General features: G+C 66.5%; 22 protein-coding genes. 17 read left to right on the plus strand and 5 right to left on the minus strand.

The features are described from left to right. Window positions 1–453 precede the first annotated feature (453 nt). Window positions 454–1,164 (minus strand): hypothetical protein, encoded by a 711-nt coding sequence (locus AC5RW2_RS25950; RefSeq protein WP_493961764.1) that lies wholly within the window; start codon window positions 1,162–1,164, stop codon window positions 454–456. Window positions 1,165–1,305: 141 nt separating this feature from the next. On the opposite strand from AC5RW2_RS25950, the gene AC5RW2_RS25955 reads away from it, so the two are divergent. From AC5RW2_RS25955 to AC5RW2_RS26000, 10 genes are all read left to right on the plus strand, one after another. Continuing rightward, on the plus strand, window positions 1,306–2,232 hold the full coding sequence (locus AC5RW2_RS25955; RefSeq protein WP_493961765.1) for a hypothetical protein: 927 nt from the start codon (window positions 1,306–1,308) through the stop codon (window positions 2,230–2,232). Then, window positions 2,222–3,202 (plus strand): HAD-IIA family hydrolase, encoded by a 981-nt coding sequence (locus AC5RW2_RS25960; RefSeq protein ID WP_493961766.1) that lies wholly within the window; start codon window positions 2,222–2,224, stop codon window positions 3,200–3,202. Before AC5RW2_RS25955 ends, AC5RW2_RS25960 begins: the two co-directional genes overlap by 11 nt. 61 nt (window positions 3,203–3,263) lie before the next feature. Beyond that, a complete protein-coding gene (locus tag AC5RW2_RS25965) occupies window positions 3,264–3,464 on the plus strand; it encodes a hypothetical protein (protein ID WP_493961767.1) in 201 nt (66 codons plus the stop codon). 4 nt (window positions 3,465–3,468) lie between these two features. Then, window positions 3,469–4,341 (plus strand): TlyA family RNA methyltransferase, encoded by an 873-nt coding sequence (locus tag AC5RW2_RS25970; protein WP_493961768.1) that lies wholly within the window; start codon window positions 3,469–3,471, stop codon window positions 4,339–4,341. Beyond that, complete coding sequence (locus AC5RW2_RS25975; protein WP_493950117.1) at window positions 4,338–5,333, plus strand: NAD kinase; 996 nt, start codon at window positions 4,338–4,340, stop codon at window positions 5,331–5,333. Before AC5RW2_RS25970 ends, AC5RW2_RS25975 begins: the two co-directional genes overlap by 4 nt. Next, complete coding sequence (gene recN, locus AC5RW2_RS25980; protein ID WP_493950118.1) at window positions 5,330–7,042, plus strand: DNA repair protein RecN; 1,713 nt, start codon at window positions 5,330–5,332, stop codon at window positions 7,040–7,042. Before AC5RW2_RS25975 ends, recN begins: the two co-directional genes overlap by 4 nt. Before the next feature lie 119 nt (window positions 7,043–7,161). Further along, window positions 7,162–8,883, plus strand: a complete 1,722-nt coding sequence (pyrG, locus tag AC5RW2_RS25985; RefSeq protein WP_493950119.1) for a CTP synthase — start codon at window positions 7,162–7,164, stop codon at window positions 8,881–8,883. Beyond that, entirely contained in the window at window positions 8,846–9,559 is a 714-nt protein-coding gene (locus AC5RW2_RS25990; RefSeq protein WP_493961769.1) for an NUDIX domain-containing protein, read from the plus strand. The genes pyrG and AC5RW2_RS25990 overlap by 38 nt, the downstream gene beginning before the upstream one ends. Window positions 9,560–9,574: 15 nt before the next feature. Further along, a complete protein-coding gene (xerD, locus tag AC5RW2_RS25995; protein ID WP_493961770.1) occupies window positions 9,575–10,546 on the plus strand; it encodes a site-specific tyrosine recombinase XerD in 972 nt (323 codons plus the stop codon). Window positions 10,547–10,599: 53 nt separating this feature from the next. After that, a complete protein-coding gene (locus AC5RW2_RS26000) occupies window positions 10,600–11,103 on the plus strand; it encodes an 8-oxo-dGTP diphosphatase (protein WP_493950122.1) in 504 nt (167 codons plus the stop codon). On the opposite strand, the gene AC5RW2_RS26005 is transcribed toward AC5RW2_RS26000, so the two are convergent. The 4 genes from AC5RW2_RS26005 to AC5RW2_RS26020 are packed head-to-tail and all read right to left on the minus strand — an operon-like array spanning window position 11,100 to window position 15,427. Beyond that, complete coding sequence (locus tag AC5RW2_RS26005) at window positions 11,100–12,260, minus strand: bifunctional 2-methylcitrate synthase/citrate synthase (protein ID WP_493961771.1); 1,161 nt, start codon at window positions 12,258–12,260, stop codon at window positions 11,100–11,102. The genes AC5RW2_RS26000 and AC5RW2_RS26005 overlap by 4 nt on opposite strands. 21 nt (window positions 12,261–12,281) lie before the next feature. After that, complete coding sequence (gene prpB, locus AC5RW2_RS26010) at window positions 12,282–13,187, minus strand: methylisocitrate lyase (protein ID WP_493961772.1); 906 nt, start codon at window positions 13,185–13,187, stop codon at window positions 12,282–12,284. Then, a complete protein-coding gene (locus AC5RW2_RS26015) occupies window positions 13,188–14,708 on the minus strand; it encodes an MmgE/PrpD family protein (RefSeq protein WP_493961773.1) in 1,521 nt (506 codons plus the stop codon). Continuing rightward, entirely contained in the window at window positions 14,708–15,427 is a 720-nt protein-coding gene (locus tag AC5RW2_RS26020; RefSeq protein WP_493950126.1) for a GntR family transcriptional regulator, read from the minus strand. The genes AC5RW2_RS26015 and AC5RW2_RS26020 overlap by 1 nt, the downstream gene beginning before the upstream one ends. A 300-nt stretch (window positions 15,428–15,727) precedes the next feature. Between AC5RW2_RS26020 and AC5RW2_RS26025 the strand changes: the two genes are divergently transcribed. The 7 genes from AC5RW2_RS26025 (at window position 15,728) to cmk (ending at window position 21,868) form a co-directional block, all read left to right on the plus strand. Then, complete coding sequence (locus tag AC5RW2_RS26025) at window positions 15,728–16,117, plus strand: VOC family protein (protein ID WP_493950127.1); 390 nt, start codon at window positions 15,728–15,730, stop codon at window positions 16,115–16,117. 137 nt (window positions 16,118–16,254) lie between these two features. Beyond that, window positions 16,255–17,145: a ParA family protein gene (locus AC5RW2_RS26030; RefSeq protein WP_493950128.1), complete on the plus strand. Its 891-nt coding sequence runs from the start codon at window positions 16,255–16,257 to the stop codon at window positions 17,143–17,145. Beyond that, window positions 17,145–18,071: a segregation and condensation protein A gene (locus AC5RW2_RS26035; RefSeq protein WP_493950129.1), complete on the plus strand. Its 927-nt coding sequence runs from the start codon at window positions 17,145–17,147 to the stop codon at window positions 18,069–18,071. The genes AC5RW2_RS26030 and AC5RW2_RS26035 overlap by 1 nt, the downstream gene beginning before the upstream one ends. Beyond that, complete coding sequence (scpB, locus tag AC5RW2_RS26040; RefSeq protein ID WP_493950130.1) at window positions 18,064–18,699, plus strand: SMC-Scp complex subunit ScpB; 636 nt, start codon at window positions 18,064–18,066, stop codon at window positions 18,697–18,699. Before AC5RW2_RS26035 ends, scpB begins: the two co-directional genes overlap by 8 nt. A 59-nt stretch (window positions 18,700–18,758) precedes the next feature. Further along, the gene (locus AC5RW2_RS26045) at window positions 18,759–20,045 is read left to right on the plus strand and encodes a pseudouridine synthase (protein ID WP_493950131.1); all 1,287 of its coding nucleotides are present in this window, start codon (window positions 18,759–18,761) and stop codon (window positions 20,043–20,045) included. A gap of 3 nt (window positions 20,046–20,048) precedes the next feature. Beyond that, entirely contained in the window at window positions 20,049–21,167 is a 1,119-nt protein-coding gene (locus tag AC5RW2_RS26050) for a prephenate dehydrogenase (RefSeq protein ID WP_493950132.1), read from the plus strand. Beyond that, window positions 21,164–21,868: a (d)CMP kinase gene (gene cmk, locus AC5RW2_RS26055; protein WP_493950133.1), complete on the plus strand. Its 705-nt coding sequence runs from the start codon at window positions 21,164–21,166 to the stop codon at window positions 21,866–21,868. The genes AC5RW2_RS26050 and cmk overlap by 4 nt, the downstream gene beginning before the upstream one ends. Window positions 21,869–21,927 lie beyond the last annotated feature (59 nt).

The raw sequence follows: 21,927 nt of genomic DNA on the forward strand, positions 1-21,927 counted from the left end.
GTACTGCACTCGGGAGGGTGTGGGAGAGTAGGTCACCGCCGGACAACCATTACAAGGGAAGGCCCCGCCAACGACGGCGGGGCCTTCCCCGTTTAACAGCCTGGATTCGTTAGTGGAGTCACAGGCAGGTCTCGTCTTGGCGCGAGATGGTGAACCGTTGACTGCACTAGAATGGATCGACGGTATGGGCGCGCCAGGAAAATCTGCGCCCGAATCAAGACAACGTTTATAGAGATTTTGATGGCTGTGGTTGGTTCGATCGACCCGGCCCGCACTGAGAGGAGTTCCGGCATGGCTGATTTCCGGGGTCGTGAAGGACGAGACGACAGGGGTGCAGGCCGAGGCAACTACGACCGGTCCAGCGCTGGCCGCTCCAGCGAGGGCGGTGAGCGGAAGCGCCCCGACTACGATAACCGTAGTAGTAACCGGTCGAGCACTGACGGCGGGTACCGTTCAAGGGATGATCGTCCGCGTCAAGATCGCGGGGAGCGGCGCGATTTCGCTGATCGGCCGCGTCAAGATCGCGGGGAGCGGCGCGATTTCGCTGATCGGCCGCGTCAAGACCGTGGGGAGCGGCGTGATTTCGGTGAGCGGCGTCCGCAGGGTGATCGTCCCGGTCAGGACCGTGGTGAGCGGCGTGATTTTGGTGAGCGGCGTCCGCAGGGTGATCGGCCGCGTGAAGATCGTGGTGAGCGGCGTGATTTTGGTGAGCGGCGTGACTTTGGTGATCGGCCGCGTCAGGACCGTGGTGAGCGGCGCGATTTTGGTGATCGGCGTCCGCAGGGTGATCGGCCGCGTCAAGATCGTGGTGAGCGGCGTGACTTTGGTGATCGGCCGCGTCAGGACCGTGGCGAGCGGCGCGATTTTGGTGATCGGCGTCCGCAGGGTGATCGGCCGCGTCAGGACCGTGGTGAGCGGCGCGATTTTGGTGATCGGCGTCCGCAGGGTGATCGGCCGCGTGAAGATCGTGGTGAGCGGCGTGACTTTGCTGATCGGCCGCGTCAGGACCGCGGTGAGCGGCGCGATTTTGGTGATCGGCGTCCGCAGGGTGATCGGCCGCGTCAGGACCTTGGTGAGCGGCGCGATTTTGGTGATCGGCGTCCGCAGGGTGATCGGCCGCGTCAGGACCTTGGTGAGCGGCGCGATTTTGGTGACCGGTCCCATGGCCGTCCGGCTGGCCCCCGCGAGCACAATGCCAGCGACCTCCGCAGTGCTAACCGCGTTGACCGTCCGCGGTCGCCGGAGATTGACGAGGACGTGTCAGGGTCGGAGCTGGACCGCGTTACTCGCGCACAGCTGAGGACCTTGGAATCGAAGAACGCAGAGTGGGTAGCCAAGCACTTGGTGATGGCGGGCCGGCTTCTCGACGAGGATCCGGAACTGGCCTTCCAGCATGCCCTGGCAGCTAGCCGCAGGGGCGGACGTATGGCTCCGGTGCGCGAAGCGGTGGGCCTGACTGCCTATGCGGCCGGCCACTATGGCGAGGCCCTCAGGGAATTCCGCACGTTCCGAAGGATCAGCGGTTCCAACGAGCACCTGCCCATCATGGCCGACTGCGAACGTGGACTCGGACGTCCCGACAGGGCGCTGGAGCTAACCCGCTCAGAAGACGCTGAGTCGCTTGATACCGCAGGCAAAGTTGAACTGGCCATTGTGGCTTCCGGCGCGCGGTCCGATTTGCAGCAGTTCGATGCGGCGGTCGCAGCTCTGGAGATTCCCCAGTTGGACCGGAACCGGGCCTTTTCATACAGCCCGCGGCTCTTCCGTGCTTATGCGGACGCTTTGGACGCAGCGAGCCGCGGTGATGAAGCGCAGCAATGGCGGCGCCAGGCAGCCGTGGCGGAGAATGCCCTAGGTGTTGGTGATTTCGCCGAGCCGGAGATCGTCGACCTGGTCGGCGAGGAAACGGAGGCTTTCGGCAGGCCGCTTCAGGGTACCGGCAGCCGGGCGCAGGAACGCGCTGATGCTGTCGCTGCCGAGCCAGAGGATACCGGCGAAGCTGCGGCGTCTGATTCTGAGCCAGAGGTTGCCGGCGAAGCTGCGGCGTCCGACTCCGAGCTAGCAGATGCCGATGAAGCCCGGCCCTCCAACGAGGAGGAGGCTGCACCCGTCGTCGGTTCTCCGGCGGGTGAACCAGAGGATGAACACGACGCCGCAGCTTCCATCGAGCCCGAGGAGAAGGACGCTCCGGCTACGGTGGACACGCCGGACAGCAGGGACGATGACGAGTAAGCCGCTGATCTCCGGCTACGACGCCTTGCTGTCCGACCTGGACGGAGTGGTCTATGCCGGGCAGCAGGCTGTCCCTGGAGCTACAGAGGCGCTGGAACGTCTTGCGGACACCGGAACGGCTCTGGGCTACATCACGAACAACGCGTCCCGGTCGTCCGAGCAGGTAGCCGCACACTTGCGCGAGCTCGGCGCGCCGGCCACTGCCGATCAGGTCTTCGGATCGGCACGAGCCGGCGCGCTGCTGCTGGCCCAGCACGTCCCCGCGGGTTCCAAGGTACTGGTCACTGGCAGCCAGACGCTGGCTGACGAAACAGCTGCCCAGGGATTTATTCCGGTCCGTTCTGCCCTCGAAGCACCATCGGCCGTGATCCAGGGATTCGACCCGGGGCTGGGATGGAAGGAACTGGCCGAGGCTTCCTTCGCAATCGCCGCTGGCGCCTTCTGGATCGCCACCAACACGGATATGACCATCCCCCGGGAGCGCGGCATTGCCCCGGGGAACGGCGCACTGGTGGCCGCGGTGCAGGCGGCCACCGGGGCGGCGCCACTCGTGGCGGGGAAGCCGGAATCCGGCATCTTTACGACGGCGGCGGAAGCCTTGGGCGCAAACCGTCCGCTGGTCGTGGGGGACCGTTTAGACACGGACATCCTGGGCGGGAACAATGCCGGCATGGACACAGCGGTGGTACTCACCGGCGTCGACGGTCCCGAAGCGGTCCTCGGCGCCCGCACAGCCGAACGCCCACGCTACTTGCTGGGCAGCCTGGCCGAACTGTATCTGCCCTACCCTGCGGTCACGCGCGACGGCGCCGGGTTCCGGTGCGGTGGCGCGATGGCCGCCGTCGAGAACGGAGGACTCCGCATCTCCGGCAGCCGGGATGATGTGGACACGTGGCGGGCAGCCTGCGCGGCGTGGTGGAATGCCCACCCGGACCAGACGGCAGCGGCAACGCCTGAGCTCGCCGACTGAACGCCGCTACTACACTGATTCACGGCGGTTGGGTACGCCGGCCGACGCAAGGGAGGAAAGCTTGGACCTGCCAGAATCGACGGAAAGCGGCAACCACACGCCGCAATGGCCCGCCCCCGCTGAGCCGACCCCGGACGAGTCCGTGAACAGCATCCTCGGCGAACTGACCCAGATCCCGGACCTCTCCGTCAGCGAGCACGAGCGGGTGTACCAGCGGATTCACGACGGATTGTTGGCCGACTTGGAGACAGAGGCTGATTGACCCGATGCCGCGACTTGACCAGGAGCTGGTATCCCGGGGGCTGGCACGCTCCCGCACCCATGCTGCCAAACTCATCGCGTCCGGGCGGGTCAGCCGCGCCGGAACAGTTTTGACCAAGGCATCGGCTGCCGTCGGCCCGGGAGAGCCGCTGGACGTGGCCCCTGATGCTGGCCCCGACTACGTCAGCAGGGCCGGACACAAGCTGGCGGGTGCGCTGGCAGCCTTCCCGGCGGTGGATCCGACCGGCCTGCGCTGCCTCGACGCCGGAGCCTCCACCGGCGGTTTCACCGATGTCCTGCTGCGCTCTGGAGCACGTGAGGTAGTCGCCGTGGACGTCGGACACGGTCAACTCGTTGACCAGATCCGCACGGACAGCAGGGTCAGCGTGTTCGAAGGGATGAACGTCCGCTATCTCGAAGCCGCGGAGATCGGCGGCCCGGTGGATCTGACCGTCGCCGACTTGTCGTTCATCTCCCTGACCCTGGTCATCGAAGCCTTGGCTAACGCCACGCGGCCCAACGGAGATCTCTTGCTGATGGTCAAGCCGCAATTCGAGGTGGGCCGGGAAAGCCTGGCGCGCACCGGCGTCGTCAGTTCAGAGGCCGAACGATTCCGGGCGGTAAAAAACGTTGTCTCGTCGGCCCTCAAAGCGGGTCTGCGGGTGCGCGGATTAGCGGCTAGCCCTCTTCCCGGGCAGGACGGAAACGTCGAATATTTCCTGTGGATAAGTGTTCCGGCGGGCAAACCGGAGCGCAGAACGGGTAGTGTGCTGGCAGGGGAAGTAGACGCAGCGATGGCCGATTTCCCGCATGGATCCAGACAATCGCCGGACAAGACTGACGAACCGAGAGGGCAGGAACCGGGAGTGGAGCGATGAGCCGGCGGATACTGGTGCTCGCGCACACCGGACGGGTAGATGCCATGGCGGCGGCCCAGGAAACCTGCGCCCAACTGCATGCCTCCGGGCTGGTTCCGGTCATGCGCCGTGAAGAAATGGCGCCCATGCGGGAAACCTATGGGCACTTGGCCGTTCCCTGCGAGACGCTGGACGAGGACGTCACTCTCGACTCCGTGGATCTAGGCATGGTGCTTGGCGGCGACGGAACCATCCTCCGTTCAGCCGAGCTGGTCCGCGAATCGGATGTTCCGCTGCTCGGGGTCAACCTGGGCCATGTCGGCTTCCTGGCGGAGAGCGAACGCGCGGACTTGGCGCAGACCGTCCACTGGGTGGTTAACCGCGAATATACGGTAGAAGAACGCCTGACCATCGATGTCCAAGTGTGGCTGGGCAAACGCAAGATCGGGCACACCTGGGCGCTGAACGAAGCCGCCGTGGAAAAGGGCAATAGGCAGCGGATGCTGGAAGTGGTCGTCGAAGTCGATGCCCTGCCCATCAGCTCGTTCGGCTGCGACGGCGTGGTGATGGCCACCCCCACCGGCTCGACGGCCTATGCCTTCTCGGCAGGCGGCCCGGTGGTCTGGCCGGAAGTTGAAGCACTGCTGATGACGCCGATCAGCGCGCACGCCTTGTTTGCCAAGCCGCTCGTGGTTGCGCCGGACTCCATCATGGCGGTGGAAGTCCTGAGCCGGAGCGACGCCAGTGGAGTGCTGTGGTGCGATGGGCGCCGCAGTCTTGAGCTGCCGCCGGGATCCCGGATCGAGGTGACCCGCTCGGACAAACCGGTGCGGCTGGCCCGCACCCGGCGGACCCCGTTCTCGGAACGGCTGGTCCGCAAGTTCGAGCTGCCCACGTCCGGGTGGCGCGGGCCCGTCAGCCCCTCTGAAGAACAACCGCCCACCTCGTCCCTGCCCACGGTCCGCACCGTGGAACCGCACTATACCCAGCCCGCCCAGCAGGAGCTGAAGTGATCGAAGAAATCAGGATCCGCAACCTCGGCGTCATCACCGAGGCCACCCTGCCGCTGGGGCCCGGCCTGTCGGTGGTGACGGGAGAAACCGGCGCCGGCAAAACCATGGTGGTCACCGCGCTGGGCCTGCTGCTGGGAGCGCGCGCCGACGCCGGCGCGGTACGCAGCGGGGCGGCCAACGCCGTGACCGAGGCCGTGGTCCGGCTGGCCGCGGACAGTCCCGCCCTTGCCCGTGCGGCTGAAGCCGGGGCTGACATGGACGAGTTCGACGGCGGGGCCGAACTGATGCTCGCCCGGACAGTGAACGCCGACGGCCGCAGCCGCGCGCATGTGGGCGGACGCGGAGCCCCAGTGGGAACGCTGGCCGAGATCGGCGGTCATCTGGTGGCGGTGCACGGCCAAACCGACCAGCTGCGGCTTAAAAGCCAGCAGGCACAGCGTGAGGCCCTGGACAAATTTGCCGGTGCCGCCCTGTCGCAGGCCTTGACCGGGTACGCCGCATCGTTTGTCCGTTGGAAGGAAGCCAAGGCCGAGCTGGAGACCCTGCGGACTGAAGCACGCGAACGGCTGCGCGAAGCCGAAGCGCTGCAGTTGGCCCTCGAGGAAATCGACGGGCTGGATCCGCAGCCTGGCGAAGACGACGCGTTGAAAGCCGTGGCCGTCAAGCTGGCCAACGTCGAGGAACTGCGCGCGGCTGCCACCTTGGCGCACCAGGCGCTGGTGGCCGAGGAATTTACCGACTCGCCGGATGCAGTAACCCTGGTGGACGCGGCGAAGCGGTCGCTGGAGCAGGTCCAGGACGAAGACGCCGAACTGGGACGGGCAGCCGCCCGGTTGGCCGAAGTGGGAATCATCCTCGCCGACGTGGCCGCCGAGCTGGCCAGCTACGGAGCATCGCTGGACAGTGAGGGACCGGGCCGGCTGGAGGAGGTCGAAGCGCGCCGCGCCGACTTGGCACGGCTGGTGCGCAAGTACGCCCCCAGCATCGACGAAGTCCTCGATTGGGCTGACCAGGCCCGCAGCCGGCTGGAAGACCTGACCGACGATTCCAGCCGGATCGAGCGGCTGGAGGCGGAAGTGGCGGCACTGGACGCGGCGTTGGCCACCCAGTCCGCCGAGGTCACGGCGCTGCGTCGGGAGGCTGCTGCGGAACTGGGCCACCGGGTGGGCACGGAACTATCGGCACTGGCCATGGCCGAGGCCGAACTGGTGATCGAGATTGAACCTGCGCCGGCGTTGACAGTGCACGGGGCCGACATCATCACCTTCCTGTTGAAACCGCACCGGGGCGCTCCGCCGCGCCCGCTGGGCAAGGGCGCATCCGGCGGCGAGCTCTCCCGCGTGATGCTGGCCATCGAAGTGGTGCTCGCGGAAGTGGATCCGGTGCCCACCTTCGTGTTCGACGAAGTGGATGCCGGCGTAGGCGGCAAAGCGGCGGTCGAGATTGGGCGTCGTCTGGCCATGCTGGGGCGCTTCGTGCAGGTCATCGTGGTGACCCATTTGCCACAGGTGGCGGCGTTCGCCGACCAGCACATCCGGGTGATCAAGACAGCAGGCAGCGGTGACGGCGGGATGACCGCCAGCGACGTCCGCCTGCTCGACGACGAGGGACGGGTGACCGAATTGGCCCGCATGCTCGCCGGCCAGGAAGAATCCGAATCCGCCCGCGCACATGCCCAGGAACTGATTGACGGTGCCAGGGCGCTGTAGCACCTGCTGCAGGCACAACCAGCCCCGCCGCCGGCGGGGGAGAAGTTGACTTAGCTGACGTGTGTTCGCGCACACGACAGCGGTCGGAGCGGCCTTGAGATCCGAGGGCGTCCAGAAAGGTGATAGGCTCGAATTCCGTGGTGCAGCGAACAAATTCCCGGTTTTCCAAGTCGTCCAAGACGACCAAACACATCTTCGTCACCGGCGGCGTCGCGTCTTCGCTCGGGAAGGGACTGACGGCTTCTAGCCTCGGCCACCTGCTCCGTGCACGCGGCCTTTCCGTGACCATGCAGAAGCTCGATCCATATCTGAATGTGGATCCGGGCACCATGAATCCCTTCCAGCACGGTGAAGTCTTCGTCACGGATGACGGCGCCGAAACCGATCTGGATATCGGTCACTACGAGCGGTTCCTGGACGAGAACCTGGACGGCTCGGCAAACGTCACCACCGGTCAGGTGTACTCCACGGTGATTGCCAAGGAGCGCCGGGGCGAATACCTCGGTGACACCGTTCAGGTCATTCCTCACATCACGGACGAAATCAAGCGCCGGATGCGCCTGCCTTCCGAACCGGCCGCGGGCAAAAAATCCCCGGACGTGATCATCACCGAGATCGGCGGCACGGTAGGCGACATCGAGTCGCAGCCGTTCCTGGAGTCGGCCCGCCAGGTCCGCCAGGACGTCGGTCGCAACAACGTCTTCTTCCTGCACGTGTCCCTGGTGCCTTACATCGGTCCGTCGCACGAACTCAAGACCAAGCCCACCCAGCACTCGGTGGCCGCGCTGCGGTCGATCGGCATCCAGCCCGACGCCATCGTGATCCGGTCCGACCGGGAGGTCCCCGCCGCGATGCGGGAAAAGATCGGCCGGATGTGCGACGTGGACATCGACGCGGTCATCGGCTGCCCGGATGCGCCGAGCATCTACGACATCCCCAAGACTCTGCACTCGCAGAACCTGGACGCGTACATCGTGCAGCACCTGGACTTGAAGTTTAAGGACGTTGACTGGTCCAAATGGGACCGGCTGCTGGCGGCGGTCCACAATCCGCAGCACACCGTTGAGGTCGGGCTGGTGGGCAAGTACATCGACCTGCCTGATGCCTACCTTTCCGTGACCGAAGCACTCCGCGCGGGCGGTTTCGCGAACCAGACGCGGGTGAAGATCCGCTGGGTTCCCTCCGACGACTGCGCCACCGAGGAAGGCGCTGCCGCTGCGCTCAACGGCGTGCACGCGATCTGCGTGCCCGGCGGCTTCGGCATCCGCGGCCTGGAAGGCAAACTCGGCGCACTCAAGTTCGCCCGCGAACACAAGCTCCCCACCCTGGGCCTGTGCCTGGGCCTGCAGTCGATGGTGATGGAGTATGCGCGCAACATCGTGGGACTGGAAGGCGCCTCGTCCACCGAGTTCGATCCCGACACCAAGCACCCGGTGATCGCTACGATGGCCGAGCAGTTGGACATTGTCGATGGCAAGGGCGACCTGGGCGGCACGATGCGCCTGGGGCTGTACGAGGCGGCCCTGCAGTCGGGGTCCGTGGTGGCCGAGACCTACGGCAGCACCAAGGTCAGCGAACGCCACCGCCACCGCTACGAGGTCAACAACGAATACCGCGACCAGCTCGCTGCTGCGGGCCTGGTGTTCTCCGGCACCTCGCCGGACGGCACGTTGGTGGAGTTCGTTGAGCTGCCCCGCGATGTGCACCCGTACTACGTCTCCACCCAGGCACACCCGGAGCTGAGTTCACGCCCCACGCGGCCGCATCCGCTGTTCGCCGGACTGATCGCCGCCGCCTTGAACCATGGCAAAGCCAAGGCGCCGGCAAAGTCCGGGGTCTGACGTGCAGGTGCAGCCGGACGCCTTTGCTGATGTCTCGGATCCGCGTCCGCTGGTTGAAAGCCGAACGGTGTACCGCGGCCGGATCTGGGACGTGGTCACCGATACCTTCAGGTTGGGCCAGGGCGACAACACCACGCTGGTGCGCGACTACATTGCGCATCCCGGTGCGGTGGCCATCCTCGCGATGGACCCGGAGGGGCGCGTGCTGCTTTTGAAGCAGTACCGGCAGCCCGCCAAGATGTCGTTGTGGGAGATTCCCGCGGGCCTGCTGGACATGGACGGCGAGGACTTCGTGGATGCCGCGGCGCGGGAACTGGCCGAAGAAGCTGATCTGGTGGCCGGCCGTTGGAACGTGCTGGTGGATTTTTTCAATTCGCCCGGTTCCTCCAGCGAGGCGATCCGGATCTACCTGGCCAGGGACCTCTCCGAGGTCCCCGCAGACCAGCGGCATGAACGTACCGAAGAGGAAGCCGAGATCGAGCACCTCTGGGTGGATCTGGATGATGCCGTGGACGCGGTGATGGCAGGCCGGCTGCATAATCCGTCGGCTGTGGCCGGGCTGCTCGCCGCTGCCCGGGCCGCCGCCACGAACTTCGACAATCTGCGTTCGGCGGATGCTCCCTGGCCGGAGCATCCCAGCCAACGTCCCGGCGCCGCTGACTCCGGCCGGGACTGAGCAACCGTGTTGCCGGTGCAGGCCGCGCCAGCCAATGGAGACGCTTTTACCGCGACGGCGCTCGGTCGCGCCGCAGGCGACTACCTGCAGCATATGGCGGTGGAACGGGGGCTCGCGACCAACACTGTGGCGGCCTACCGCCGGGACCTGGGCCGCTACGTGAGGTTCCTGCAGGAACGTTCCGTCAGCGAGCCGGCCTCGGTCAGCCGCCACGATGTGACGGCCTTTGCCCAGGCACTTTCGGACGGATCCGACGGCGCCGCCGCCCTGAGCGTCAGGTCGGTGGCCCGGACCATTGTGGCAGTGCGCGGCCTGCACAAGTTCTGGACGCTCGAAGGCATCACCGAAACCGACCCGGCCACAGACGTCCATCCGCCGATGCCCGGCAAACGCCTGCCCAAGGCCATCTCCGTGGCCGATGTGACACGGATCCTCGAGTCCACCGGCTCGGACAGCCCCACCGGCTTGCGCGACCGGGCGCTGCTGGAGTTTCTCTACGCGACCGGCGCCCGCATCAGTGAAGCCGTAGGCCTGGACGTTGACGATGTCAGCGTCGAACCCCAAGGCGACGGACCCGCCGTCGTCCGTCTCTTTGGCAAGGGATCCAAGGAGCGGCTGGTGCCGCTGGGCTCCTATGCTGCGCAGGCGGCCGACGCGTACCTGGTCCGTGGCCGGCCGGGACTGGCCGCAAAGGGACTCGGGACACCGGCCCTGTTCCTGAACGCGCGCGGCGGCCGGCTGAGCCGGCAAAGCGCCTGGACCATTCTGAAAGCGGCCGCGGAGAAGGCCGGCATCACCCAGCCCGTGTCCCCGCACACCCTGCGGCACTCCTTCGCCACGCACCTGCTGGAGGGCGGCGCGGATGTCCGCGTGGTGCAAGAGATGCTGGGCCACGCGTCCGTCACCACCACGCAGATCTACACGCTGGTCACCGCCGATACGCTCCGAGAGGTCTATGCCGCGGCGCATCCGCGCGCCCTGGGCTAAGACGACGACGGAGCGGACCGTCCGTGTAGCGGTTCCGGGCTAGACTCGCTGCCATGACCGTTGCCGTCGCCTTGTGCTTCCTGCTGTGGGAAGAATCCGGGCAGAGCTATGTGCTGCTCGGCCGGAAGAAGACCGGCTTCGGCACCGGGAAAGTCGTGGGGGTCGGCGGGAAACTGGAAGCGGGGGAGTCCGACGTCGAGGCCGCGTGCCGGGAGATGCACGAAGAGACGGGGGCGCGGGTAAGGCTTGAGGACCTGGAACCGGCCGGACGGATTCTCTTCGACTTCCCGGCGCGGCCCGCGTGGAACATGGACACCGCCCTCTTTGTCGCACGGCGCTGGAGCGGCGTGCCGGTCGAGTCGATGGAAATTGCCCCGTCCTGGCACCGCGTGGACCAGCTGCCGCTGGGGCAAATGTGGCAGGACGCCGGGCATTGGCTGCCACTGGCCCTGTCGGGAAACCAACCGCGGCTCCGGGTGCTGATGCGGCCCGATAACGAGACGGTGGCCGACGTCGAGAATCTCGACACCGGCCACCGTGTCGCCTGGCAGTTCTAGCGGCTCAACGCCCGCTGACCGGGACCGTTGTACTCACTGAGCGGCCGGATCAGCGAGTTCGCTTCCAGCTGCTCCATGATGTGCGCGGTCCAGCCTGTGATCCGGCTGGCCACGAACAGCGGGGTGAACATCTCCGTGTCGAAGCCCATCAGGTGGTAGGTGGGGCCGGCGGGGTAGTCAAGGTTCGGCTTGATGTCCTTCGCCTCGGCCATCGCGTGTTCCAGGCCGTCGTACAGTCCAAGGATTTCAGGCCGGCCGTAGTGGTCGATCATCTTGTCCAGCGCGGCCTTCATGGTGGGTACCCGGGAATCGCCGTGCTTGTAGACCCGGTGGCCGAAGCCCATCACCTTCTTCTTTTCCGCCAGGGCCTGCTCCATCCAGGTCCGGGCCCGGGCGGCGGCCTCCTCGCGGGATTCGTCGGTGCGGATGCCGATTTGCTCGAAGGTGTGCATGACCGCTTCATTGGCACCGCCGTGCAGCGGGCCCTTCAGCGCGCCGATGGCACCGGTGACGGCCGAGTGCAGGTCGGACAGCGTGGAGGTGATGACCCGGGCCGTGAAGGTGGAGGCGTTAAACGAGTGCTCGGCGTACAGGATCATGGAGACGTTGAACGCCTCCACCACCTCCGGGGCTGCCTCCTCGCCGAAGGACATCCAGAGGAAGTTCGCCGCGTAGCCCAGATCGTCCCGCGGCTCCACCAGGTCCTGACCGCGGCGCCTGCGCTGGTCGTAGGCGACGACCGCCGGGAATGCGGCAAACAAGTCCAGAGCCTTGGCCATGTTCGCCTCGGGTGAGGAATCCTCGGCCAACGGGTGGCGGGCTCCGATCACGCTGGCCGCCGTCCGGCAGACGTCCATCGGATGGGCCTCAACCGGCAGCGAATCGATGACCGACTTAACCACCGGATCCAGTGCGCGGCCGCCGCGTTCTGCCGCGGTGAAGTCCCGCAACTGGTCCGCGTTCGGCAGTTCCGAGTTCCACAGCAGATACGCCACCTCTTCGAAGCTGCAGTGTGCAGCCAGGTCCTGGACGGGGTAACCGCGGTACAGCAGCGAGTTGGTTTCCGCGTTGACCTTGGAGATTTTCGTGGTGTCGACGACGACGCCGGCCAGCCCTTTGTGGATCTGCGGTGCTTCGGTGGTTGCATCCGTGCTCATTGCGACTCCTATGTCTTGTGGTCAGTGCTGACCGGGCACTTGGAAATTGAATACAGAGGTGTCGAATTGGTTATACGCCTCATAATCCACCAATTCGTACAAACGCGCACGGGTCAACATGTTCCCGACCTGCGATTGCTGGGTTCCGTCGGCCTTGATCGCGTCCAGGGTCCGCTCGGCGGCCCCTATCGCGCTGCGCAGCAGGGTCACCGGGTAGATGACCATGTTCACGCCTACCGAGGCCAGCTCCTTGGCGGTGAACAGATCGCTCTTGCCGAATTCGGTCATGTTGGCCAGCACCGGCACGTCCACGGCGTCGCGGATGGCGGCGAATTCCTCCAGGGTGCGCATGGCTTCCGGGAAGATGGCGTCCGCACCGGCGTCAACCAGCGCGCGGGCGCGGTCCTGTGCTGCGGCCAGGCCGTCCACGGCCCGGATGTCTGTCCGGGCCATGATCAGGAAGTTCGGGTCCCGGCGGGCGTCGGCGGCGGCCCGGATGCGTTTGCTGGCGGTCTCCAGGTCCACCACGTTCTTGCCGTCCAGGTGGCCGCAGCGTTTGGGGTTGAACTGGTCTTCGATGTGGCAGCCGGCCAGGCCGGCGTTTTCCAGTTCCTGCACCGTGCGGGCCACGTTCATCGGCTCGCCGAAGCCGGTGTCGGCGTCGACCAGGGCGGGCAGATCGGTCATCCGCGCGATCTGCCCGGCCCGGGTGGCGACTTCGGTCAGCGTGGTCAGGCCGATGTCCGGCAGCCCCAGGTCGTTGGCCAGCACGGCGCCGGAGATGTAGACGCCGTCGAACCGCTTCTCCTGGATCAGCCGTGCCGAGAGCGGGTTGAACGCGCCGGGGAACTGCTGCAGCTTCCCGGAGGCCAGCCCCTCGCGAAGCGTCCGGCGCTTCTGCTCGGGTGTTGTTGCCGAGTAGAGCATTTAGAACAGCCCCTTCGGGCCCGCGGAGAGGTCGATGACGCCGTCGGCGGCCAGGATGTTCAGCTGGTCCAGCTCTCCGGCGGCCAGTTCGGGCAACCGCTCGACGGCGGCGAGGAACCGGTCGATTTCGGCGTCGTCGACGATTCCGGCGGCCAGGGTGCGCAGCTTGTTGACGTAGTGTTCGCGGATGAACGGGCGGGCGCCCAGCGGGTGCGCGTCGGCTACCGCGATTTCGTCCGTGATGACGGTCCCGTCGGTGAGCGTGATCTCCACCGAGCCGCCGAACGCCTTTTCGGCGATGTCCAGCGAGTGGTAGCGGCGGGTCCACTCCGGGTCTTCCTCGGTGCTGACCTTCTGCCAGAGGTCCACGGTGTCCGGCCGGCCGGCCCGCTCCGGGGCGTAGGAGTCAACGTGGTGCCAGGCGCCGTCCTGCAGCGCCACGGCAAAGATGTACGGGATCGAATGGTCCAGCGTTTCCCGGGAGGCCGTCGGGCTGTACTTTTGCGGATCGTTGGCACCGGAGCCGATCACGTAGTGCGTGTGGTGGCTGGTCTTGATCAGCACGGACTTCACGTTCTCCGCGTCGGTGGCCTCCGGGTGTTCGCGGTGCAGCTTGCGGGCCAGATCGATCCAGGCCTGGGCCTGGTACTCGGCGGAGTGTTCCTTGGTGTAGGTGTCCAGGATGGCGCGCTTCGCCTCGCCCTGGGCCGGCAGCGGGACGGTGTAGGAGGCGTCGGGGCCGTCCAGCAGCCACGCGATCACGCCGTCTTCTCCTTCGTAGATCGGCACCGGTGAGGTCTGGCCGCGCATCGCCCGGTCCACTGCCTCCACCGCCATCTTGCCCGCGAAGGCCGGGGCATGGGCCTTCCAGGTGGAAATCTCGCCCTTGCGCGACTGGCGGGTCGCCGTCGTCGTGTGCAGCGCCTGGCCCACGGCCTGGAAGATGGTTTCCACGTCCAGACCCAGCAGCGTGCCGATGCCCGCGGCCGCCGACGGGCCCAGGTGGGCCACGTGGTCGATCTTGTGCTTGTGCAGGCAGATGGCCTTGACCAGGTTTACCTGGATTTCGTAGCCGGTGGCGATGCCGCGGAGCAGGTCGCGGCCGTTGGAACCGACATGCTGGGCCACGGCCAGGATCGGCGGGATATTGTCGCCCGGGTGCGAGTAGTCGGCGGCCAGGAACGTGTCGTGATAGTCCAGTTCGCGCACGGCCACGCCGTTGGCCCAGGCCGCCCACTCCGGCGAGGTCTTCTGCGGGATGCCGAAGATACCGGCCCCGTCGCCGCCGCCGGAGACCGGGTGGCTCAGCGCCTGGGCCCGTGCGGCGACGATCGGGGAGCGGTTCAGCGACGCGATGGCCACCGAAGCGTTGTCGATGATCCGGTTGATCACCATTTCGGCCACGTCGGCGGACACCTCCACCGGATCGGTAGCGACGCGGGCGATCTTGTAGGCAAGCTGGTCTTCGCGCGGCAGGTTCTCTTCACTGCGGTAGACACGCAGATGGTTCTCGACGGTCATTAAACTGTCCTCTCGGCTGGCAGATCGGGTCGATGGTGGGGATTGGTGGACTTGAAATGTTCCAGGCTCTGATGCAGATGGATCCGGGTGGCCGCCGCTGCCACCTGGCTGTCGCCGTCGGCAATGGCGCCCGCGATGTTGGCGTGTTCTGCGGCGGAAGCCAGCAGCCTAGTTGGGTTGTCCCGGGCGAGCCGTCGGATCCGCACCAGATGGACGCGGAGGTTGGTCATCGCCTGGTGTAGGTACGTGTTTCCTGCCGCGCGATCCACGGCGGTGTCCAGCCGGCCGACCAGCTCGTAGTAGGCCTGCGGATCCGGCGCAGAGCCGCGCATGGCGTCCGCGGCGGCCAGGAATTCCTGCTGCAGCTGGCGGAAAACGGCCGGCTCGCCGCGTTGGGCGGCCAAGGCCGCCGCTTGGCATTCCAGCGCTGTACGCAATTCGAAGAGCTCGGTGACGTTTTCCAGCGAGATAGCGGCGACGACGACGCCGCGTCCAGCATGAGGGGCGGTCAGCCCTTCTGCATTCAGCCGGCCCAGTGCCTCCCGCAGGGGAGTGCGGGAGATGCCCAGCCGTGCCGCTTGTTCAACCTCGCCCAAGACGGTACCCGGAGGCAGCCGCCATTCGACGATGTCTTCGCGCAGCGCCCAGTACGCCCGCTCGCTGGCCCTGAGGGGCGGACCGCTTGCTGTTGTTGGCGCTTGCCGTTCCACGATGCTCACCTTCCTACTGTATACACGGAAGCGCGAGATTCGCTATAGGGAGCGCCCATGTCGCCGAATTAGTCCGCGTGTGTATACAGAAGCGGGTTCGTCGTGCCGTCCGGCAGGCCGCTGAAACGCCGCAGCCGGGCCAGGTCCGGACCCGTCGGCGGTGCAGGCGGGGTGCAGCGCGCGCATGGTTCCCATCGCTTGCCGAAGGGAGTTCCCAGCTACTAGTGGCCGAGCGGTTGTCGCCCTACACTTTGTCGATGTGGTGTGGATCACCGCGCCATCCCTTCACGCAGAATGCAGGTGAGAGCAATGGCCGGACGTGTGGTGCATTTCGAAATTCCAGCGGAGGACCAGGACCGCGCGAAAGAGTTTTACGCTTCAGCCTTTGGTTGGGATATCAGCACGATGCCGGAGATCGACTACACCTCGCTGGGGACAACCCCCACCGACGGCCAGGGCATGCCAACTGAGCCGGGAGCCATCAACGGCGGCATGTTCCGCCGCGAGGGCGAGCTGACCGGCCCGATTATCACCGTCGACGTCGATGATATCGACGCGGCATTGGAAAAAATCGGCGGTCTTGGCGGATCTATGGTCAAGGCCAAGGGCGCAGTACCGCAGATGGGGTACTTTGCCTACTTTCGGGATAGCGAGGGGAACGTGATGGGCCTGTGGCAGACTGACCCCGCTGCGGAATAACGGGCCGAACCTTATACCTCTACTTGAAGCTAAAGGCTCGCCGATCGTCAGCGTCCTGTCGATCGATGACAGGACCGTCGCTGTACCCTTGTGAGGAAGAAGTACGGCAGCGAAACGATGGAAGCTGGGTTTGATACGTGAACAGCGAACAAGGTTCGACAACCACTCTGCGGCCAGCGGACGAGGATGTCCTGGGCCCCACCGGCCGGCCGCTGACCGAGTTCCCTGAACCGCCCGTCCTGGCATCGCACGGCCCCGCGCGGATCGTCGCAATGGTCAACCAAAAGGGCGGGGTGGGTAAGACCACTTCCACCATCAACCTCGGCGCCGCCTTGGCCGAGGTCGGCCGCAAGGTGCTGCTGGTTGATTTCGACCCGCAGGGCGCGCTGTCCGCCGGGCTCGGCACGAATCCGCATGAGCTGGACCTGACCGTCTACAACGTGCTGATGGACCGCAAGACGGACATCCGGGAGGCGATCCAGGCCACCGAGGTGGAGAACATCGATCTGCTGCCGGCCAACATTGATCTCTCCGCCGCGGAAGTGCAGTTGGTCAACGAGGTGGCGCGTGAGCAGGTGCTGGCGCATGCGCTGCGCAAAGTCGAAGACGACTACGACATCATCCTGATCGACTGCCAGCCCTCCTTGGGCTTGCTGACCGTCAACGCGCTGACCGCGGCCCACGGCGTGATCATTCCGCTGATCTGCGAGTTTTTTGCGCTGCGGGCGGTGGCTCTGCTGGTGGAAACCATCGAGAAGGTTCAGGACCGGTTGAATCCGCGCCTGCAGATCGACGGCGTGCTGGCCACCATGTACGACCCGCGCACGCTGCACAGCCGGGAGGTGATCGGCCGCCTGCTTGAGGCGTTCGGAGACAAGGTCTTCGAAACCGTCATCAAGCGCACGATCAAATTCGCCGATGCCACCGTCGCCGCCGAGCCGATCACCAGCTATGCCGGTAACCACGCCGGTGCAACTGCCTACCGCCAGTTGGCCAGGGAACTCATTACGCGCGGCGGCGCCCCCTGATGACGCTGACGCCGGCGGACGACCAGCCTGCTGGCCGCCCTCCGGCAGTTACGGTGCCGGCGAGCCCGGAAGACGGCCAAAAGACGGCCGGGTTCGCTGTGACTTTGGACAACTTCAGCGGGCCCTTCGATCTGCTGCTGGGACTGATTTCCAAGCACGAAATGGACATCACGGAAGTGGCGCTCTCCCGCGTCACCGACGAATTCATTTCCTATATCCGTGGACTGCAGGCCGCCGGCGAGGACAAAGCCCTGGACGAAGCCAGCGAGTTCCTGGTCATCGCAGCCACCCTGCTGGATCTCAAGGCAGCCCGGCTGCTGCCGACCGGCGAGGTCGAAGACGATGAAGACATCGCCCTGCTCGAGGCCCGTGACCTGCTCTTTGCCCGGCTGCTGCAGTACAAGGCCTTCAAGGAAATCGCGGCGCTCTTGGGGCAGCGATTGGTCCGCGAAGCTGACCGCTTTCCGCGTCAAGTCTCGTTGGAACCGCACTTCGCGGCGCTGCTGCCGGAGCTGATCTGGCGCACGCCGCTGGCCGAATTCGCCGCACTCGCGGCCAAGGCACTGGAACCCAAGGAACCCGCCCCCACCCGGGTGGGGCTCTCCCACCTGCATGCGCCGCCGGTCAGTGTGAAGGAGCAAGCCGCCATTCTGGGCGCCCGGCTGCAGGCCGGCGGCCCGCTGTCCTTCCGCTCGCTGACCGCTGACGCAGACAGCACGTTGGTGGTGGTCGCGCGCTTCCTGGCGCTGCTGGAGATGTTCCGCGACGCGGTCATCGCGTTCGACCAGGCCGCGCCGCTGGGCGAACTGACGGTCCGCTGGACGGGCCCGGACTCGGAATGGACCGGCGAGAACCTGAGCGAAGAGTACGAAGACACCCCGGTGCCGGAAACGGCCACGGACGGAACGGAGGAGACCCATGACTGATCCTGTGGCGGACGCAGCGGGCGGGCCGGCGATTGACGTGGACCAGTTGCCTGGCGGCGCCCGCGCTGCCTTGGAAGCGGTGCTGATGGTCATCGATGAACCGGCCTCGGAGATCGAATTGGCCACCGCTCTTTCCCTGCCAGTGGACACGGTCCAGTCCCTGCTGCTGGATTTGCAACGGGATTACGACGGCGGTGCCTCCTTTGCCGGCCAGCCCGCCGCCGCGCCTCGGGGTTTCGAATTGCGCAACATCGCTGGAGGCTGGCGCATCTTCTCGCGCAGCGATTTCGCTCCGCTGGTGTCCAGCTTCGTGCTGGAAGGCCAGACCGCCCGGCTGACCCAAGCTGCCTTGGAGACGCTGGCGGTCATCGCCTACCGCCAGCCGGTCTCGCGGGCCCGGGTTTCAGCCATCCGCGGAGTCAACGTCGACTCGGTGGTTCGGACACTGACGCAACGCGGGCTGATCGAGGATTCCGGCACCGATCCGGAGACCGGAGCCATCCTGTACCGGACCACCTCGTATTTTCTGGAAAGATTGGGTATAGGAAGCATCGGCGAACTGCCGGAGATCGCCCCGCATCTGCCGGGGCTGGAAAACCTGTCCGAGTACGACGACGCTTCGCTCTAGACTGCCGGCACCCGGCAGCGCCAGACCAATGACGTAGTTCCCACGGGTAAGGATCCACCATGACACAACCGCCTCGTTCCGGTTCCGGACGGAATAATCCCCGCGGCGGAAAGCATCCCGGCGACGCCCGCCGTTCGGACGACGCCCAGCGCCGCCCGGAAGCCGGCTCGGCCCAGGGACGCGGCCGGGCCGGTCAGGCCAGCGGTTCCGGCGGCGCAGGCCGGACCGGTGCCGGCAAGCCCGGTGGCGGCCGCCCGGGTGCCGGCCGGGACCAGAGCCGCAACGAATATGGCAAGAGTGCCGGTCAGCCGGGAGGCCGCAGGGGTCCGGCCGAACCGGGTGCCGGCAAGCAGGGGGGCCGCAAGCCGTCGTCGGCCGGTCCCGCCGCAGGTAAGCCCGGTGCCGGTAAGCCCGCCGCAGGTAAGCCGGGCACCGGCAAACCGTACGGCAGCAAGGCAGCCGGCAAGGCCGGCGCGGGCAAGGCCCGCGGCGTGAAGCCGCAGCGCCCCGCCGGGCCCAAGGCCTTCGGTCGGGAGCGCTTCGGCCAGAATCTTGGCCCGGTGAGTCGAGCTGAGCGTCCTTCGCGCGGCACCGGAGCAGTTTCCGACTTGCACGATCCCGAGGGAGTGCGCCTGCAGAAGGTCCTCGCCGGGGCCGGTGTCGCCTCGCGCCGGGTGTGCGAAGAGTTGATCCAGGCCGGCCGGGTTGAAGTGGACGGCGTTGTGGTGCGCGAGCTCGGCGTGCGGGTGGACCCCGCCCACGCGGTCATCCACGTGGACGGTATTCGGGTGCAGATGGACGAGACGCTGACCTACCTGGTCTTCAACAAGCCCAAGGGTGTTGTCTCCACGATGGAGGACCCCGAAGGTCGCCCCTGCATCAGCGACTACCTCAAGCCCCAGCAGGGCCAGCGGCTTTTCCACGTGGGCCGGCTGGACCAGGCCACCGAAGGGCTGCTGCTGCTGACCAACGACGGCGAACTGGCCAACCGACTCACGCATCCGTCCTACGAGGTCCCTAAGACGTACCTGGTGCAGGTCCGTGGGCCGATGGCTCACGGTGTCGGGGCGCAGATGAAAGCCGGCATCGAGCTGGAAGACGGCGTTTCCTCGGTTGATTCGTTCAAGCTGGTGGACTCCACGCCGGGACACGTCCTGGTGGAAGTCGTGCTGCACTCGGGCAAGAACCGAGTGGTGCGGCGCTTGTTCGACGCCGTCGGGCACCCGGTGGAACGGCTGGTCCGGACCCAAGTAGGACCCATCCGGCTGGGCGATCAGCGCCAAGGCAGCGTTCGCGCACTGGGCCGCCAGGAGGCCGGGCACTTGCTGGCATTGGTGGGGATGTAGCAGGTGAATCCAGCACATGTGCAGGCTACCCATCTGTCCGGACCGGTCCTGGTGATCGGCACCGGGCTGCTGGGAGCCAGCATCGGTCTCGGCCTGCGTGCCCGCGGCATTGACGTCCTGCTGTCGGATCCGTCGCCGTCGGCCCAGGCCGTGGCACAGGACATCGGCGCCGGACGCGTCCTGCCGCCGGGCGAACGCGTGGAGCCACAGTTGGTGGTCGTCGCGGCGCCGCCGGACGTCACCGCCGTCGTCGTGTCCCAGGCCCTGCGCGATTACCCGGACGCCGTCGTCGTGGACATTGCCAGTGTCAAGACTGCCGTTTTCGAGGCCTTGGCCAAGGACCCGGATCTGACCGAGGCCGACCTTGGCCGCTACGTGGGCACCCACCCGATGGCCGGCCGCGAGAAATCCGGTCCGGTCGCCGCCCGCGGCGAGATCTTCACGTCGATGCCGTGGGTTCTGTGCCCGTCTGAACTGTCGCTGCCGGGCGCGGTGAAGACCGCGCAGGCTCTGGCTATTGACCTGGGCGCCGTGGTTTCGCGGATGTCCGCGGACGAACATGACACGTCCGTGGCCATGATCTCGCACCTGCCCCAGGTCATGTCCTCGCTGCTGGCCAGCCGGCTGCAGGACACGCCGGCGCATGCCTTGTCGCTCTCCGGCCAAGGCCTGCGCGACGTGACCAGGATCGCTGCCAGCGATCCCGCATTGTGGGTGCAGATCCTCGGCGCCAATGCGGCCCGGCTAGTGGACCTTTTGTATGGCGTGCGCGAAGACCTGGAACGGCTGATCAGGACTTTGGAACAGCCGGAGGCAGACGGTGCCCGGCTGGATATGGCCCAATTGATCAGCGAGGGGAACGCCGGCCAAGCCCGGATTCCGGGCAAGCACGGTGCACCTCCGCAGGCGTTCGCGTGGCTGACCGTGCTGGTCGACGATACCCCTGGCCAGATAGCCCGCTTGCTGACCGAAATCGGTGAGGAGGGCATCAACCTGGAAGATTTCCGCCTGGGACACTCGGCGGGTCAGCCGGTGGGGCTGGCGGAGATCGCAGTGCTGCCCAGCAAGCGGCACGAACTGATCGAATATCTCACCTCACATGGATGGAAGGTTGTGCAATGAGCGCGGCGGAAGTGGACATGGCTCGTTACCGGCAGGGCAAGGCGCTGGTGGTTGCCATCGACGGGCCGTCGGGCTCCGGCAAGTCGTCCGTGAGCAAGGAAACCGCGCGCCGACTGCACGCGTCCTATCTGGACACGGGCGCCATGTACCGCGCCGTGACGTGGTACTGCGTCAACACCGGTGTGGACCTGGCTGATGCGGCAGCGGTCGAGCAAGCCTGCAAGGACGTGGACCTGCTGATCAGCACCAACCCCGACGATGAATTTGTGCGCATCGGCTCGACCGACGTCACCGATGAGATCCGCGAGCCCTCCATCTCCGCATCGGTCAGCGCCGTGGCCACCACGTTGGGCGCGCGCGCCGAACTGGTCCGCCGTCAGCAACAGATCATTGCGGATTCGGGCCGCAGGATTGTTGCCGAGGGCCGCGACATCACCACCGTAGTCGCCCCCGACGCGGAGGTGCGGCTGCTGCTGACCGCCAGCGAAGAGGCACGGCTGCGCCGGCGCGGCCTCCAACTGGGCGGAACGCAGAGCGACGCCGACCTGCACGAGCAGGTGCTGGCCCGCGACGCCAAGGATTCGACGGTGGTGAATTTCTCCGAGGCCGCCGACGGCGTCTTCACCGTCGATTCGTCCGACCTGGACTTCGACCAGACCGTGGAAGCGGTGCTCGCCGTCGTTCGGCATGCTGCGCACTGAGCCCGCCCCGGCCGGACGGCTGCCCTCGGCCTCCGGCCGTGTTTCAATGGACACTGCAG

The sequence above is a fragment of the Arthrobacter sp. B0316-1-20 genome, from assembly GCF_059091865.1.